This window comes from Mesorhizobium sp. WSM4823, assembly GCF_055811195.1.
In genome coordinates this window covers 1-14762 of record NZ_JBVVQL010000031.1, presented here as the reverse complement: position 1 = coordinate 14762, position 14762 = coordinate 1, and the positions used below count along the sequence as shown (strand labels likewise).

The 14762-nt window shown below is 62.4% G+C and carries 13 protein-coding genes; 10 read left to right on the top strand and 3 right to left on the bottom strand.

Annotated elements, in window-relative coordinates:
* Positions 1–162 precede the first annotated feature (162 nt).
* From AC0L26_RS31520 to panB, 3 genes are all read right to left on the bottom strand, one after another.
* On the bottom strand, positions 163–888 hold the full coding sequence (locus tag AC0L26_RS31520) for a LuxR family transcriptional regulator (protein ID WP_473636022.1): 726 nt from the start codon (positions 886–888) through the stop codon (positions 163–165).
* Positions 889–1005: 117 nt separating this feature from the next.
* Positions 1006–1914, bottom strand: coding sequence for a pantoate--beta-alanine ligase (panC, locus tag AC0L26_RS31515; protein WP_473636021.1), 909 nt, complete (start codon positions 1912–1914; stop codon positions 1006–1008).
* The gene (panB, locus tag AC0L26_RS31510) at positions 1911–2747 is read right to left on the bottom strand and encodes a 3-methyl-2-oxobutanoate hydroxymethyltransferase (RefSeq protein WP_473605950.1); all 837 of its coding nucleotides are present in this window, start codon (positions 2745–2747) and stop codon (positions 1911–1913) included. The genes panC and panB overlap by 4 nt, the downstream gene beginning before the upstream one ends.
* Positions 2748–2922: 175 nt before the next feature.
* Between panB and AC0L26_RS31505 the strand changes: the two genes are divergently transcribed.
* The 10 genes from AC0L26_RS31505 to AC0L26_RS31460 all read left to right on the top strand — a co-directional run bounded on the left by AC0L26_RS31505 (position 2923) and on the right by AC0L26_RS31460 (position 14541).
* Positions 2923–3885, top strand: a complete 963-nt coding sequence (locus tag AC0L26_RS31505; RefSeq protein ID WP_473603544.1) for an NUDIX hydrolase — start codon at positions 2923–2925, stop codon at positions 3883–3885.
* Between the two features lie 64 nt (positions 3886–3949).
* Positions 3950–4924, top strand: a complete 975-nt coding sequence (gene nadA, locus AC0L26_RS31500; RefSeq protein WP_473636020.1) for a quinolinate synthase NadA — start codon at positions 3950–3952, stop codon at positions 4922–4924.
* Entirely contained in the window at positions 4921–6468 is a 1548-nt protein-coding gene (locus AC0L26_RS31495) for an L-aspartate oxidase (RefSeq protein ID WP_473564864.1), read from the top strand. The genes nadA and AC0L26_RS31495 overlap by 4 nt, the downstream gene beginning before the upstream one ends.
* Positions 6465–7346 carry a carboxylating nicotinate-nucleotide diphosphorylase gene (nadC, locus tag AC0L26_RS31490; RefSeq protein WP_473564863.1) on the top strand — a complete coding sequence of 294 codons (882 nt, stop codon included), beginning with the start codon at positions 6465–6467 and terminating at the stop codon, positions 7344–7346. The genes AC0L26_RS31495 and nadC overlap by 4 nt, the downstream gene beginning before the upstream one ends.
* 193 nt (positions 7347–7539) lie before the next feature.
* Positions 7540–8550, top strand: coding sequence for a biotin synthase BioB (gene bioB / locus AC0L26_RS31485; protein ID WP_473636019.1), 1011 nt, complete (start codon positions 7540–7542; stop codon positions 8548–8550).
* Positions 8547–9686, top strand: coding sequence for an 8-amino-7-oxononanoate synthase (locus AC0L26_RS31480; protein ID WP_473603542.1), 1140 nt, complete (start codon positions 8547–8549; stop codon positions 9684–9686). The genes bioB and AC0L26_RS31480 overlap by 4 nt, the downstream gene beginning before the upstream one ends.
* Positions 9683–10318, top strand: a complete 636-nt coding sequence (gene bioD, locus AC0L26_RS31475) for a dethiobiotin synthase (RefSeq protein ID WP_473636018.1) — start codon at positions 9683–9685, stop codon at positions 10316–10318. The genes AC0L26_RS31480 and bioD overlap by 4 nt, the downstream gene beginning before the upstream one ends.
* The gene (locus AC0L26_RS31470; RefSeq protein WP_473636017.1) at positions 10318–11583 is read left to right on the top strand and encodes an adenosylmethionine--8-amino-7-oxononanoate transaminase; all 1266 of its coding nucleotides are present in this window, start codon (positions 10318–10320) and stop codon (positions 11581–11583) included. Before bioD ends, AC0L26_RS31470 begins: the two co-directional genes overlap by 1 nt.
* On the top strand, positions 11580–12563 hold the full coding sequence (locus AC0L26_RS31465) for a beta-ketoacyl-ACP synthase III (RefSeq protein WP_473636016.1): 984 nt from the start codon (positions 11580–11582) through the stop codon (positions 12561–12563). The genes AC0L26_RS31470 and AC0L26_RS31465 overlap by 4 nt, the downstream gene beginning before the upstream one ends.
* A 331-nt stretch (positions 12564–12894) precedes the next feature.
* Positions 12895–14541: an MFS transporter gene (locus AC0L26_RS31460; protein ID WP_473636015.1), complete on the top strand. Its 1647-nt coding sequence runs from the start codon at positions 12895–12897 to the stop codon at positions 14539–14541.
* Positions 14542–14762 lie beyond the last annotated feature (221 nt).

Below are 14762 nucleotides of genomic sequence, written 5' to 3'. Positions count from 1 at the left end.
CGAAAGCTTGACCCGGTGCTCAGGTCCTCATGGCCACCGGATACGCACGTCTGCGGTCTTCACCGGATGCGTACCCTCCGTGCGGGATGTATTCCCGCTATCGAAGACCAAAGCCGGCACTGATGCAGCCTGTAGACCTTTACAGGTATCCGAAGAAAGGAATCAGGATCTCGACTGACGGGAAGCAGCCAGCCGTGCTACAGCTTGGTTGATGGTTCTCACACCAAGTTTTGCCTTGGCGTTTTCCAGATGGAAGGTCACGGTGCGTTTGGAGACGCTGAGAATCTGGCTGATATCCCAAGCCGACTTGCCGTCCGCCGCCCATTTCAAGCATTCGAACTCCCGCGGGGTCAGGATTACGCCATCCACCGCGCAATCTTCGGCGAGCCTGCGCCGGGCACATATGTGAAAGCTGACCGCCACCAGTTGCAATGCTTTTTCGTAGCGTGTCAGTGACCGCAAGAGAGGCGGACGGGACTGGTCGGATGCGAAGGTCAGCGCAGCAAAGCGGCCGCGATGGTCGTGCATCGACATGGTCAATCCGCCACGAATGCCATACCGAGCTGCTTCTTCCAGAATTCGTTGCTGTGAAGCCGCGAGATGTTGCCGAGGTCGATCGACACCCCAGTCGAAGGTTTCCCAGCCTTGAAGCCCGCGCAGGATGACCGGATCATGGCTGTGGTAGCGCAATTGCATATAGCGAGATGTCCAGGAGGACGGATAATTTGAAATCAAGCACGGCTTCTGGCCGGAGGCCGACGGGTAACTGAAATAGGCGAAGAGCGGAAAGTCGAATGCGGCCGCGGCAGAGGCCATTGCCTCACGCAGATCGACGGCATCGACGCTTTCGGAGAGTTGCTCGAGGAAATCTTCAAACACGCGATGCATCTGCGCTTGCATAACCTCCGTGCCGTTGCTCGATCGCAGACGGAGATCTTGGTTTAAATGCTCGGCGATCGAGGCAACGTGTGCGAGCTCGTCAGTTTAATCGCCGGCATTGCTCTGCTATTTTGGTTGATGAGGCTGTTTGTGTGGCGACTCAGCGCCGCGAGCGTCTAATGCACCAATCGGTGACATTCCTATGTTGTCGATCAGCCGTATGTCGCCGAGCCATGCCGCGACGAGCAAGCGTGCTGGTCGGTCAAGGCTCGTCAGCGGTTGCAGATCCGCCTCGCCGCGAAGTTCCAGATATTCGACTTCGCGATAGCCTGCAGCCAGAATTGCTGCGCGCGCTTCGGCTAGAGTGGGCGGGACAGGAGAGCCGCGCGCAAGCCGGTCCGCCACCCCGAGCAAGACCGCTACCAACTTTGGGGCAATGGCGCGCTGTGCTGGCGAGAGCCGAAGATTGCGCGAGGATAGTGCAAGACCATCGGCTTCGCGGACGGTCGGACAGGCCAGGACGGTGATTGGAATGTCCAGGTCCCGAACCACGCGCCTGACCAGCTGAAGCTGCTGAAAGTCCTTTTCGCCAAAACAGGCCAAGTCAGCGCCGGACTGCAGGAAGAGCTTGGCAACGACCGTCGCCACGCCATCGAAATGGCCCGGCCGGAAGCCGCCGCACAGGCCCTCGCTGATGCCGGACATCGAAACGGTCGTGGCGAAGCCTCGCGGATACATCTCCTCAGCATCCGGCACATAGAGCAAATGCGCGCCCAGCGGCGCGAGCTTTGCAGCATCTTCGTTTTCCGTGCGAGGATAGGCAGCGAGGTCGGCAGCACTGTTGAATTGCTTGGGGTTGACGAACAGCGTCACCACGACCCGATCGGCCTTTTGAAGCGCCGCACGCACGAGACTCAGATGGCCTTCATGAAAGGCCCCCATGGTCGGCACAAGGGCGATACTGGCGCCTGAGCGACGCCATCGCGCGGCAACAGCGCGGAGCTCGGCAACGGTTCGAACGATCGGCGCGCTCATATGACGTCTCCGGTCTTCGGGTCGTTGGTGTAGAGATGTTCCGCCGCCGGAAAGCACCGTCTCCTCACGTCAGCGGCATAAGCCGCAATCGCTGCATCGGCCTGTTCGCCTAGTTCGGCGTAGCGCTTGACGAATTTCGGCCGGAAGGAGCTGAAAAGCCCGAGCATATCGTCGCTCACCAGAATCTGGCCGTCGCAGGCGAGTGAGGCGCCGATGCCTATGGTTGGGACGGCGATCTCCGCAGTGATGCGCTTTGCGAGGGGCTCGGGCACTTTCTCCAGCACCACGCAGAAGGCGCCGGCCTCCGTAACCGCACTGGCATCGCGTCTGATGCGCTCGGCATCGTCTCCCCGCCCTTGGACGCGGTAGCCACCGAAAGTATTGACCGCCTGCGGCGTTAGACCGACATGGGCCATGACAGGGACGCCGCGGGCGCCAAGGAAGCGAATGGTCTCGGCCATTTTCTCACCGCCTTCGAGCTTCACAGCTGCACAACCTGTCTGCGCCATCAGGCGCGCAGCGTTGCGGAAGGCCTGCTCGGGGCTCTCTTCATAGGAACCGAATGGCAGGTCTACGACCATTAAGGATCGCACCAGACCGCGGCGCACCGCCTGACCGTGCATGATCATCATGTCGAGAGTGACGCCCAGCGTCGACGAGAGGCCGTGCAGTACCATGCCAACGCTGTCGCCAACGAGAACGATATCGCAGTGTGGATCAACCAGTCTGGCGATCGGCGTCGTATAGGCCGTCAGGCAGACGAGTGGAGTCTGGCCTTTCCGCATTTGAACATCCGGCGGTGTCATCGCCTTTGTCTCACCAGTTGCGCTCACCCGACGCTTCCTTCCCTAGCGTTACCCGCCGCGGGTGTCGCGTTTGGCATATTTTTGTGCGAGTGCGAAGAGCTAAAAAAGACGTCCAGCTGTGCGGTGTTGACGTTCGTGCAGCAACGCTTAAATTCAATCGATTCAATCACCCTGCATTTGGGGCCGACTCATTATCGCGAACATGGACCATCAGGCAAAAGGAACCAGAAAAGGCCGAGCTGCGGTCAAGGCCGACGAAGCAAAAGTGGACCTGATCGCCGTTGTCGTCGCCGTAAACGACAGTGAACCCTGCCTTCTCACCATCGGGAATGCGGATACGCTTCCGTCCGGACCATATGCGCTAGAGCATCGATCGCTGCAATCCGGTCTGAGGGGCTGGGTGGAGCAACAGACCGGCCACCCGCTGGGGTACATCGAGCAGCTCTACACCTTCGCCGATCGGGACCGCATAGGGGCCGAGCGCCAGGAACGCGCCATCTCAATCAGCTATCTGGCACTCACTCGGAAGGACCAGGCAACGGGCTCCACCAACTGTGGGTGGCGGAGTTGGTACGAGTATTTTCCCTGGGAGGACCATCGCTCCGGCACGCCCGTGGTGCTCGAGATTTTACGACCACGCCTGATCGAGTGGGCTGACGGCGCCAGCGATGCGACCACGCGACGCGAACGCCGGCAGCGCGCCGCGATTGCCTTCGCTTTCGACGACCGCAATTGGAACGAGGAACTCACGCTCCAACGCTATGAGTTGCTCTATGAATCTGCCCTGATCGAAGAGGCTGGTGGCGGACGGGACGTCGCACCTGCGGCGGTATCTGGCAAGGCAATGATCGCCGACCATCGACGAATCCTGGCGACCGGCATTGCGCGGCTCCGTTCTAAGATCAAGTACCGGCCGGTGGTGTTCGAGCTCATGAGGCCATCGTTCACGCTGCTTCAGCTGCAGCGGACCGTGGAGGCGCTCGCCGGGAGGCTCATCAACAAGCCGAACTTCCGAAGACTTGTCGAGCAGCAAGAGCTGGTCGAGGAAACTGGCGAGACCTCCCTCGAGACGGGCGGGCGACCGGCAAAGCTCTATCGGTTCCGCCATGCCGTTCTCGACGACAGGGCTGTGGCCGGGACAAAATTGCCGCTCGCGCGGGCTTGACATACTTATAGTCAAGGTAGACATATTCCCCTTATTGTCAGATCGAATATAATCGGAGGCGCTGATGACTGGGGCGTTACCTACGGCTGCGTCCCTGTACGAGCGCGTCCGGCGGGTGATCCCGCCGGTCGAATGGCCGGCCTTCACCAGCGACATTGAAGCCATCCTGGCGCTGAAGCGCGATCGCAATGCGGTCATCCTTGCGCACAATTACCAAACGCCGGAGATCTTCCACTGCGTGGCCGACATTGTCGGCGACAGCCTCGCACTGGCCCGCAAGGCGGCTACGGTCGAGGCGCAAATCATCGTGGTTGCCGGCGTGCATTTCATGGCCGAGACGGCCAAGCTGCTCAATCCGAACAAGATCGTCCTCCTCCCGGATCTCGGCGCCGGTTGCTCGCTGGCCGATTCGATCACGGCACAAGACGTGCGACTGATGCGGCAGCGCTATCCGGGGGTCCCGGTTGTCACCTACGTCAACACTTCGGCGGCTGTAAAAGCGGAGTCGGACATCTGCTGCACCTCGGGCAACGCCAGGGCGGTTGTGGAATCGCTCGGCGTGCCGCGTGTGATCATGGTGCCCGATGAGTATCTGGCGAAAAACGTGGCTGCGCAGACGGAGGTCGAGATCATCGCCTGGAAGGGCCACTGCGAAGTGCATGAGCGATTCACGTCGGCCGACATCCGGGAACTGCGCGATGCGCATCCAGGGGTCATCGTGCTCGCCCATCCCGAATGCCCGCCACAGATTGTGGCAGAGGCGGAATTCTCCGGCTCGACCGCGGCCATGTTGGAATATGTCGAGCGGGAGAAACCGCCGCGCGTCGTCCTGCTAACGGAATGTTCGATGAGCGACAATGTCGCGGTCGCGCATCCCGAGGTCGAGTTCATCCGCCCCTGCAATCTGTGTCCGCACATGAAGCGCATCACGCTGGCTAATATTCGCGTCGCACTCGAGGAGAACCGGCATGAGGTTCGGATCGATCCCGAGATTGCAGGGCGCGCGCGCCGCTCGGTCGAGCGTATGCTTTCCATATGAGCCTCGACGTTCATGACATCGGCGGTGCGCCGGTCATCATCGGCGCCGGTGTGGCAGGCCTGATGACGGCGCTTCATCTGGCGCCGGAACCGGTTGTGCTTCTGTCCAATGCGGGGCTGGGAACCGGCGCCAGCAGCGAACTCGCCCAAGGCGGTCTTGCGGCAAGTGTCGGCGGCGAGGACAGTCCCGAACTTCATCTTTGTGACACCCTCGCAGCCGGCGACGGCCTCTGCGACGTGACGACGGTGCGGCGAACGGTCCAAGCTGCACCCGAAGCGATCAGGACTCTAGAACGCTTCGGTGTGGCATTCGACCGACGCGCTGACGGCGCGTTGCGGCTCGGGCTTGAAGCGGCGCACTCGCAGCGGCGGATCGTGCATGCGGCGGGCGATGCCACGGGTCGCGAGCTGGTCCGCGCGCTGATCGCCGCGGCACGGCGCACAGCCTCCATCACTATCCTGGAGAACGTGGAGGCTCGCCGGCTTATCGTGGAAGACGGGGCGATCATCGCCGTGGTCGCGGCTGGGTGCACGGGCGCAATCGCCTTGCCAACGCGCCGCGCGGTTCTGGCGACCGGCGGCATCGGCGGCTTGTTTACCGATACGACAAACCCGCCTGGCTCATGTGGACAGGGACTCGCCCTCGCCGCCTGTGCCGGGGCGGAGTTCGCAGACCTGGAATTCGTGCAGTTCCACCCAACCGCCCTCGAGGGTCCGCGGCGGCCGATGCCGCTGGTGAGCGAAGCGGTGCGTGGCGAGGGTGCTGTGCTCGTCGACGAGCAAGGAGAGCGTTTCCTCGCTGAAACCTCAGGGGGCGAGCTTGCGCCTCGCGACGTGGTTGCGCGCGCGGTTTGGCACCAGCTCGCTGTCGGGCGCCGTGTGTTCCTGGACGCAAGGCAATGTCTGGGCCTCAGATTTGACAAGCGCTTTCCGGCAATCGCCGATTTGTGCCGCCAGGCCGGCATCGATCCCGCGACCGACCTGATCCCGGTGCGTCCGGCGGCACATTATCACATGGGCGGTGTTGCTGTAGACGCTGCCGGCCGCAGCTCCGTCGAGGGATTGTGGGCATGTGGCGAGGTCGCATGCACCGGTCTGCACGGCGCGAACCGACTTGCCAGCAACTCGCTTATCGAAGCGGTGGTCACAGCGGCCTGGGTTGCTGAAAGCGTCGCCGACGTATCACACACCCGGCGACAGCGCGTGTGTTCCGCATTCGTGCCTCAACGGCCAGACGCCTCCGGCATCCGCCCAGTCGTCTCCGCCGCGCTCGGCATCATCCGCAATGGCGAGACGCTACGCGACGGCGTCGCGGCCCTGTTGCCGATTGCTGCTCACGACAGTGCCGCCTCCGACCCCGCCTTGGTCGCGCTGATGATCGCCATTGCGGCCCTGCGGCGCGAAGAGAGCCGCGGCTCGCACTGTCGTTCCGATTTCCCCGGACGCGATGCGCATGCGCGCCAGTCACGGCTGACACTGCGCAGCGCAATACAGACCGCCATCGGACTCAGCTGGCGGGCACCGATACGGAGCACCCTAACATGAATTCGTTCTCACCCCTCCCCTCAACCCTGATCGAGCCGATCGTGCGCGGTGCTCTGCTCGAAGACCTGGGCAGATGCGGCGATCTGACCAGCGACGCCGTGATCCCGCGTGATCGCACGGCCACGTTGGTGCTCAAATCGCGACAGACGGGGATCGTTGCCGGGCTCGATCTGGCCGCTTTCGCCTTCATGCTCGTCGAACCTGCGATCGATATGCAAATCTGGCGCGCTGACGGCAGCGATGTCGCGGGGGGCGAGACTATCGCCATGCTGTGCGGACCGGCGCGAGGCCTGCTCACGGCCGAGCGCACGGCGCTCAATTTTCTGTGCCGTCTGAGCGGCATTGCCACGGCCACGGCGGCGATGGTCGAAGCCGTGCGTGGCCACAAGGCGAGGATCGTGTGCACGCGAAAGACGACGCCCGGCCTGCGGGCTCTGGAGAAATATGCGGTACGCGTCGGCGGCGGCGCCAATCACCGCTTCGGGCTCGACGACGCCGTGCTGATCAAGGACAACCACATCGCGATCGCCGGCGACATTCGCACGGCAATAGAGCGGGCGCGCGCCGCCGCAGGGCACATGGTGAAGATCGAGGTCGAGGTCGACACTCTTGAGCAACTCGATACAGCGCTCACGCTGGGCGTCGACGCAGTGCTGCTCGACAATATGTCGCTTGAGGACCTTGCCCGCGCCGTGGCAATGGTCGGTGGCCGCGCCATCACCGAGGCTTCCGGCCGGGTGACACCGAAAATGGCTCCGGCGATTGCCGCGACAGGAGTTGACCTCATCTCGGTCGGATGGCTGACACACAGCGCGCCCATTCTCGACATTGGCCTGGACATGCCGTGTCGCGGGAACATCAGCACTCATTTGAACTAAGGGAAACACAATGAGGAGCAACGCGCTCGGGCTGCACGCTCAGACAAGAGGCTCGGAAAAGCAGGTTTCATGCGGCTCACCTTCAATACCCGGTATTCCGATATTGCGCTCACCGACCAGCCCATCGGACGGGGCTCGCCATTTGGACGGACTCGTGAGTGCGCTCGCTGGTCAACAATAGAGGTTTTTGACGATGAAGATGGGAATGAACGAGGAGTGCGACTCGAACTGTGCCACGCAGTCGATGGAGGCAGCACTGCCCCGATGGGACAGCAAAGAGGCCGACGCTATATACGGCATGCCGTTCAACGATCTGCTCTTCCTGGCCCAGACCATCCATCGCCAGAACTTCGATCGCAACCGGGTGCAGCTGGCGCGGCTGCTCAGCATCAAGACCGGCGGATGCCCGGAGGATTGCGGCTATTGCAGCCAGTCTGCGCATCACGAAACCGGCCTGAAGGCATCGAAGCTGATGGAGGTCAAACATGTCATCGAGGAGGCGACCAAGGCACGAGATGCTGGCGCGACCCGCTATTGCATGGGCGCTGCCTGGCGCAGTCCGAAGGAGCGCGACATGGAGGCAGTGCTCGCCATGATCGAAGGCGTGAAGGCGCTTGGCATGGAGACCTGCATGACGCTCGGCATGCTCGAACTCAGCCAGGCGCAGCGCCTGAAGGCGGCCGGTCTCGACTACTACAACCACAACATCGACACGTCCGAGCGCTATTACGGCACGGTCGTTTCAACCAGGACCTTCGCCGACCGGCTGGAAACGCTTGGGCGCGTGCGCGAGGCTGGGATCAAGGTCTGCTGCGGCGGCATTGTCGGGATGGGAGAGGAAAAGGCCGATCGCATCGATATGCTGGTAACGCTGGCGAACCTGCCCGAGCCGCCGGAAAGCGTGCCGATCAACATGCTGATCCCCATCAAGGGGACGCCGCTTGCCGATGCCGAACCCATCGAGCCGATCGATTTCATCCGCACCATTGCGCTCGCCCGCATCATGATGCCGAAGTCGTATGTCAGGCTCTCCGCCGGCAGGACGGCGATGAGCGACGAGACCCAGGCGCTGTGCTTCTTTGCAGGGGCGAATTCCGTGTTTGTTGGCGACACGCTTCTGACGGCGGACAATCCCGGGGAGGACAAGGATACTCGTTTATTTAGACGTCTCGGCATCGAACCGATGCAATGCGAGGCGAAATGAACGAGCCACCGCTCGCCCGCTATGAAGCCACCTTGCTGGGGCTGGCCCGCAAGGACCGGCTGCGCACATTGGCGCCGCGGGTCGGGTTGGACTTCTCCTCCAACGACTATCTCGGGTTTGCCGCCTCGAAGAGACTTGGCGATGCAGTCGCGGCCGCAATCGAGCGGGGCACCCTGGTCGGCGCTACCGGATCGCGGCTTCTGCGCGGCAACGCGCCGGAGCATGAGGCATTGGAGGCAGATGCGGCGGCGTTCTTCGGGGCCGAACGGGCGCTGTTCTTCGGCAGCGGCTATGTCGCCAACTTCGCCCTGCTGAGCACCCTTGTGAAAAAAGGCGACCTGCTGATCCTGGATGAACTGGCGCACGCCAGCATGCATGAAGGGGCGCGGGCTGGACGCGCCGCGTTCAGGCTGGTGACGCACAATGACATTGATGCTTTTGAGGACGCGATCCGGTGCTGGCGCGCCGAAGGCGGCATCGGGCGCATCTGGATCGGGGTCGAGAGCCTTTACAGCATGGATGGCGACCGGGCGCCGATCGAGAGCCTGGTCGAGCTTGCCGATCGGCACGAGGCATTCATACTGGTCGACGAGGCACATGCCACCGGGGTCTGGGGATCGGCGGGCCGCGGGCTGGCCCAGGCGTTCGAGGGCCGCGACAACATCATGGCCCTTCATACATGCGGCAAGGCGCTGGGTGCATCCGGCGCGCTCGTCACCGGGCCGGGAGTACTGTGCGACTATATCGTCAATCGCTGCCGGCCGTTTATCTACGCCACCGCGCCATCGCCGCTCATGGCAGCGGCGGCGCGCGAAGCGCTCGCAATGCTGGTCGACGAGCCGATGCGCCGTATTCGGTTGCACGAGCACGTTGCCTTTGCAGGCCGGCAACTGGCCGAGCGTTGCGGAGCCAAGCCCAGCGGTTCGCAAATTCAGCCATTTTTCATTGGGGAGGTGACGCGCACAATGGCGATCGCGGCGGCTCTGCAGGCCCGCGGCTTCGACATACGCGGCATTCGTCCGCCGACCGTGCCGGAGGGTACCTCGCGGCTGCGCATTTCGCTGACGCTCAATGTCGGCAAAGCTGACATTTCGGCCATGGTCGAGACGCTTGCCGAAGTGTTGGCCACGGCATGAGCAAGCGCATCGTGGTCACCGGAACAGATACGGGAATTGGCAAAACGGTTTTTGCCGCGGGGCTCGCAGGCCTGCTTGACGGCTTCTACTGGAAGCCGGTGCAATCGGGTCTCGATGAGGAGACCGACAGTGAGGTGGTCGAACGGCTCGCTGGCCTGCCATCAGGGCGCGTGCTGCCGGAGGCCCACCGCTTGAGGAGCCCGCTGTCGCCGCACCGTTCTGCCGAAATCGACGGTGTCTCGATCGAGGCTGCCGATCTTGCTTTTCCAGTCTTGCCCACACCGCTCGTCATCGAAGGTGCTGGCGGACTGATGGTGCCGATCAACCGACAGACAAGATTCATTGACATCTTCGCTGAATGGCGGCTGCCGGTGATCCTGTGCGCCCGCACCGAGCTCGGCACGATCAACCACACTCTGCTGTCCATCGAAGCCCTGCGGGTTCGCTCCATCCCGCTGATCGGCGTTGCCTTTGTCGGTGAAGAGGCGGCCGATACGCAAAGGACAATCACCGAATTGGGCGCGGTGCGTCAGCTCGGCAGATTGCCACACCTGGCTCCGCTCACGCGCGAAACTCTGCGAAAGGCGATGATTGCCGGCTTCGACCTCGCTCAGATTGCCGAAGGCGAGTGATGTCGGGGTCGCGCGTGTGGCATCCATTCACCCAGCATGCGATCGAGCCGCCCATGCCGGCCGTTGTCCGCACCGAAGGCGCTTGGCTACACACGAATGACGGAAGGCGTATCCTCGATGCAATCTCCTCCTGGTGGGTGGTCACTCACGGCCACCGCCATCCACGGATCATGGAAGCGATCCGGATTGCGACCGAGATGCTTGACCAGGTGATCTTCGCCGGCCTCACCCATCAGCCGGCAGAGCAATTGGCCTCCGCGCTGATCGAAATGGTACCGCCGGGCCTCGACTGGGTCTTTTACTCCGACAGCGGCTCTACCTGCGTTGAAGTCGCGCTGAAGATGGCGCTCGGCTATTTCCGCAACATCGGCGCGCCGCGCTCGCGCATCGTCGCGATGGAACACGGCTATCATGGCGACACGATTGGCACGATGAGTGTCGGCGCCCGGGGCGTGTTCAATGCCTGCTACGAACCGCTTTTGTTCGAGGTCGACATCATTCCTTTTCCGGCCGCGGGGCGCGAGCAGGAAACGCTTGATCGTTTCGAGGCCCTGTCTCGTGACCGCCGCGCCGCCGCGCTGATCATCGAGCCGCTCGTGCTTGGCGCCGGCGGCATGCTGATGTATCCGGCCTGGGTTCTGACCGAATTGAAGAGGATCGCTGAGGCTTCCGGCACGCTCTTGATCGCCGACGAGGTGATGACCGGCTGGGGACGCACTGGAACCATGTTCGCCTGCGAACAGGCGTCGATCTCTCCGGATATGCTGTGCACCTCGAAGGGCTTGACCGGCGGCTCCGTCCCGCTGGCAGCCACGCTCGCCAGCGATGCCATCTTCCAGGCTCACTATTCCGAAGACCGCAGGAAGACCTTTTTCCACTCGAGCTCCTACACCGCCAATCCGATTGCCTGTGCGGCGGCACTTGCCAATGTCGAGATCTGGCGTGACGAGCCGGTGGCCGAGCGGATCGCCGCCTTGAGCACGAAGCAGGCGGCCGGGCTTCACCGCTTCCGGGACAATCCATATTTCGCCGACAGCCGGGCGACCGGCACGATCGCGGCCCTCGATCTGCGCACCGGCTCAGCCGGTTATCTTGCCGAGATCGGGCCGAAGCTGCGCGCTTTTTTCCTCGAGCGCGGCCTGCTCGTGCGCCCGCTCGGCAATGTCCTTTATCTTCTGCCGCCCTATTGCATCACCGGAGACGAGCTGGACGGGCTCCATGACGCCATCGAGGAGGCCGGCGAACGCTTCGGCTCGCGGTCATGAGCCGGTCGTCGCGCATACTGGGCTTCGGTCATCATGCGCCGGCGCGCAAGGTCGAGAATGCGGAAATCGAAGATGGTCTCGGGCTCGAACCCGGCTGGATCGAGCGGCGCACCGGAATCCGCTCGCGCTTCTGGGCAACGGGCGAAGATACATTATCGGGCCTTGCCGCGCGGGCCGGCGACATGGCGCTGGCAAATGCCGGGGTCGACCGTGACGATATCGGCCTGCTGTTGCTCGCGACGTCTACGCCCGACCACCTTCTGCCGCCCAGTGCACCGCTGGTCGCACATCGGCTCGGACTGGGTCACGCCGGTGCTGTTGACCTGACAGGCGCCTGCGCCGGCTTCATCTATGCCCTGATGTTCGCGGACGGATACACCCGCCTGCATGGCAAAGCGAGCCTGGTCATTGCCGCCAACATCCTCAGCCGCCGCATCAATCCAGCCGAGCGCGCAAGCGCGGTGCTGTTTGCCGATGCCGCCGGCGCCGTGGTGGTTGTCCCGTGCGAAGAGCCGGATCGAGGCATCCTCGGCGCCGCGCTGGCCTCGGACGGCTCGCGCCACGGACTGATAAAGATTCCCGCCGGCGGAAGCAACACACCGTTCCACGACGGGCTGGAGCTCGAGCAGACCTGGATGACGATCGCCGACGGCCGCGAAGTGTTCGCCAAGGCCGTGGAGATGATGTCACGCTGCTCGCAGGACGCCCTCTCTGCTGCCCGTATGGGATCGCAAGACATCGACCGGTTCGTGCCACACCAGGCCAATGCGCGGATTTTCGATGCGGTCGGCAGGGTTCTCGGAATAGAAGATGAAGCGATCGTCAAGACGATCGCCGACTACGGCAACTCTTCCGCAGCGACCATCCCGCTCTCGCTCTCGCTTTCGCATCGGGCGCAGCCGTTTCGGCCCGGTGAAAAGATTCTTCTTGCGGCAGCCGGTGCCGGTCTCAGCGGAGGCGCCCTCATCATAGGAATTTAGCCGCACGGCGGTCATGCACAGGGAGTGGTCAGGGATGACACGAGCAAACGGGTCTGCCAAAAAACGGTCGCCGGCAAGCTTCACGGGCGCTGGCGCGGTGACGCGAGAGCGATCAAAGTTGCAGGCGATTCTGTCGATCAGCACAATCGGCAATGTTATCTTGCCGCAAGGGTTGTCGGCGCCAGCCTGGGAGAGTGGAGCCGACAGAGCTCATGCACAGCCTCGACGGGTCATCCTTGTCGATAGGTCGGCCCTTCCGGTGCATAGATCAACATTGTAGCGGCAGCAGTGCAGCCGAGAATTTGAATAAGCGGCCCTCTAAGGCATCATCATGCAGTCCGAAAACAATACCCATCTGCCTTCCTCAACAACGCTCGCTCCCTTTCGAAATCCGGTGTTTCGCTCGATCTGGACGGCCACACAAATATCCAGCCTCGGCTGGCTCGTGCAAACGGTGGCGATCAGTTGGCTGATGGCCACGATTTCCGCTTCGGATCTGATGGTTGCACTCGTGCAGGCTGCATCCACCTTGCCGGTATTCCTCCTTTCGATCCTGGCAGGAGCCATTGCCGACAACTTCAGCCGCCGATGGGTGATGTTTGCGGGACACTGCCTGATAGCCTTGGCGTCAACGACGCTGATGATTTCTGTGGGCCTCGGATTTGCCGGTCCCTGGCTAATTCTCGGCCTGGGATTCCTGGCCGGCTGCGGCTTTGCCTTGAATGATCCGGCCTGGCACGCTTCTGTTGGCGATATCCTTCACAAAAGGGATATCCCGGCCGCGGTCACCCTCATGTCCGTCGGATACAATATTGTGCGTAGCCTCGGTCCGGCTTTGGGGGGCGTGGTCTTGGCGTTCTTTGGACCGCTGGCCGCTTTCGCCTTGGCAGCCTTAAGTGATCTGGCGCCGCTAACCGCAATATGGCGTACTCGATGGGATGTTCGCACTTCCCCTCTCCCTCGTGAACGAATGACGATGGCAATTCATGACGGAGTGCGCTTCACGGTGATGTCCCTGGAGATCAGGGCAGCAATTGCTCGTGCGACCCTTTTCGGCCTGGCAAGCATCTCCATCCTTGCATTGCTGCCTCTGCTTGTCCGGGACCAGCTGAAAAGCGGACCCATCATCTACGGCATCTTGCTGGCCGGCTTCGGGATGGGTGCTTTCATCGCGGGCATGAGCAATAGCTTTCTGAGGCGGGTCACGTCTCAAAACAGGCTGGTGTCCTTCGCCTCCGTCGCTTGTGCAGCATGTTGCCTTTCGCTTGCACTCACATCATCGATCCCTGTGGCGGCGATTTCGCTGGCACTTGGCGGCGCGGGTTGGCTCATCACCTGGACTGGCATCGACGTGTCGGTGCAGCTGGCAAGCCCCAGGTGGGTGGTCGGCCGCACATTGTCGATCTACTACGCGTTGAGCGCAGGCGGGATGGCGGCGGGCAGCTGGATCTGGGGTACTGTCGCACAGAACTACTCCTTAGGCTGGGCTTTGGAGGGCGCCGCAGGCGCTCTTTTGCTGGTTGCAGCTGCGGGAATACTATTTCCGGTCGGTCCATGGGAGGAAACGGATCAGGAAAGTTCGGATTTTCGGCCGCCTGAGCTGGCACTCGACTTAAAGCCCAGAAGTGGCCCCATAGTGGTGAAAGTGGAGTATCGTATATCCGAAGAGAATATCGAGACCTTTCTGGGCTACATGCGCGCAAGGCGGCATGTTCAGAGCCGTGCTGGTGCGCGTAACTGGACACTGCAGCGAAATCTTCAAACGCCTTCGATCTGGACAGAGACATTCCGCACGCCAACCTGGATGGATTTTCTTCGCCTGAATCATCGGCTCACGGCAGCGGATAAGGAAATCGGTGATCATCTCCTGTTACTGCATGATGGGGAGCGTCCGCCTCACACAGTGCTTTCCATCGAACGCACGACTGAGGCAGCTCGTACCCGTTCCCCGACACTCTTTTCTCGCCCTCCCAGGTGACGTGCTCCAAGAGCGATCGCATCGGGCATTGGATTTGCGGGGCCAGTCGAGTTCGAGGAGCGCGAAAGCCGCAGGCAATACACGAGGTATGCGGCCGGCGCTCTCTCAAGAATTGCCCCGCGTGTGGGGCCAGGGAACTGCGCTCTCTGGGCGATCCGCAAGGCGGCAGAAGCGCATTGGTCTTGAGGGCTGGGGTCGCCGGCTTTCGCCCTTCGGCGGGC

Bases quoted from the DNA above. Each gene is read 5' to 3' on its own strand.
- AC0L26_RS31520 (WP_473636022.1), bottom strand. From the start codon at position 888: ATGCATCGCGTGTTTGAAGATTTCCTCGAGCAACTCTCCGAAAGCGTC.
- panC (WP_473636021.1), bottom strand. From the start codon at position 1,914: ATGAGCGCGCCGATCGTTCGAACCGTTGCCGAGCTCCGCGCTGTTGCC.
- AC0L26_RS31505 (WP_473603544.1), top strand. From the start codon at position 2,923: ATGGACCATCAGGCAAAAGGAACCAGAAAAGGCCGAGCTGCGGTCAAG.
- nadA (WP_473636020.1), top strand. From the start codon at position 3,950: ATGACTGGGGCGTTACCTACGGCTGCGTCCCTGTACGAGCGCGTCCGG.
- AC0L26_RS31495 (WP_473564864.1), top strand. From the start codon at position 4,921: ATGAGCCTCGACGTTCATGACATCGGCGGTGCGCCGGTCATCATCGGC.
- nadC (WP_473564863.1), top strand. From the start codon at position 6,465: ATGAATTCGTTCTCACCCCTCCCCTCAACCCTGATCGAGCCGATCGTG.
- bioB (WP_473636019.1), top strand. From the start codon at position 7,540: ATGAAGATGGGAATGAACGAGGAGTGCGACTCGAACTGTGCCACGCAG.
- AC0L26_RS31480 (WP_473603542.1), top strand. From the start codon at position 8,547: ATGAACGAGCCACCGCTCGCCCGCTATGAAGCCACCTTGCTGGGGCTG.
- bioD (WP_473636018.1), top strand. From the start codon at position 9,683: ATGAGCAAGCGCATCGTGGTCACCGGAACAGATACGGGAATTGGCAAA.
- AC0L26_RS31470 (WP_473636017.1), top strand. From the start codon at position 10,318: ATGTCGGGGTCGCGCGTGTGGCATCCATTCACCCAGCATGCGATCGAG.
- AC0L26_RS31465 (WP_473636016.1), top strand. From the start codon at position 11,580: ATGAGCCGGTCGTCGCGCATACTGGGCTTCGGTCATCATGCGCCGGCG.
- AC0L26_RS31460 (WP_473636015.1), top strand. From the start codon at position 12,895: ATGCAGTCCGAAAACAATACCCATCTGCCTTCCTCAACAACGCTCGCT.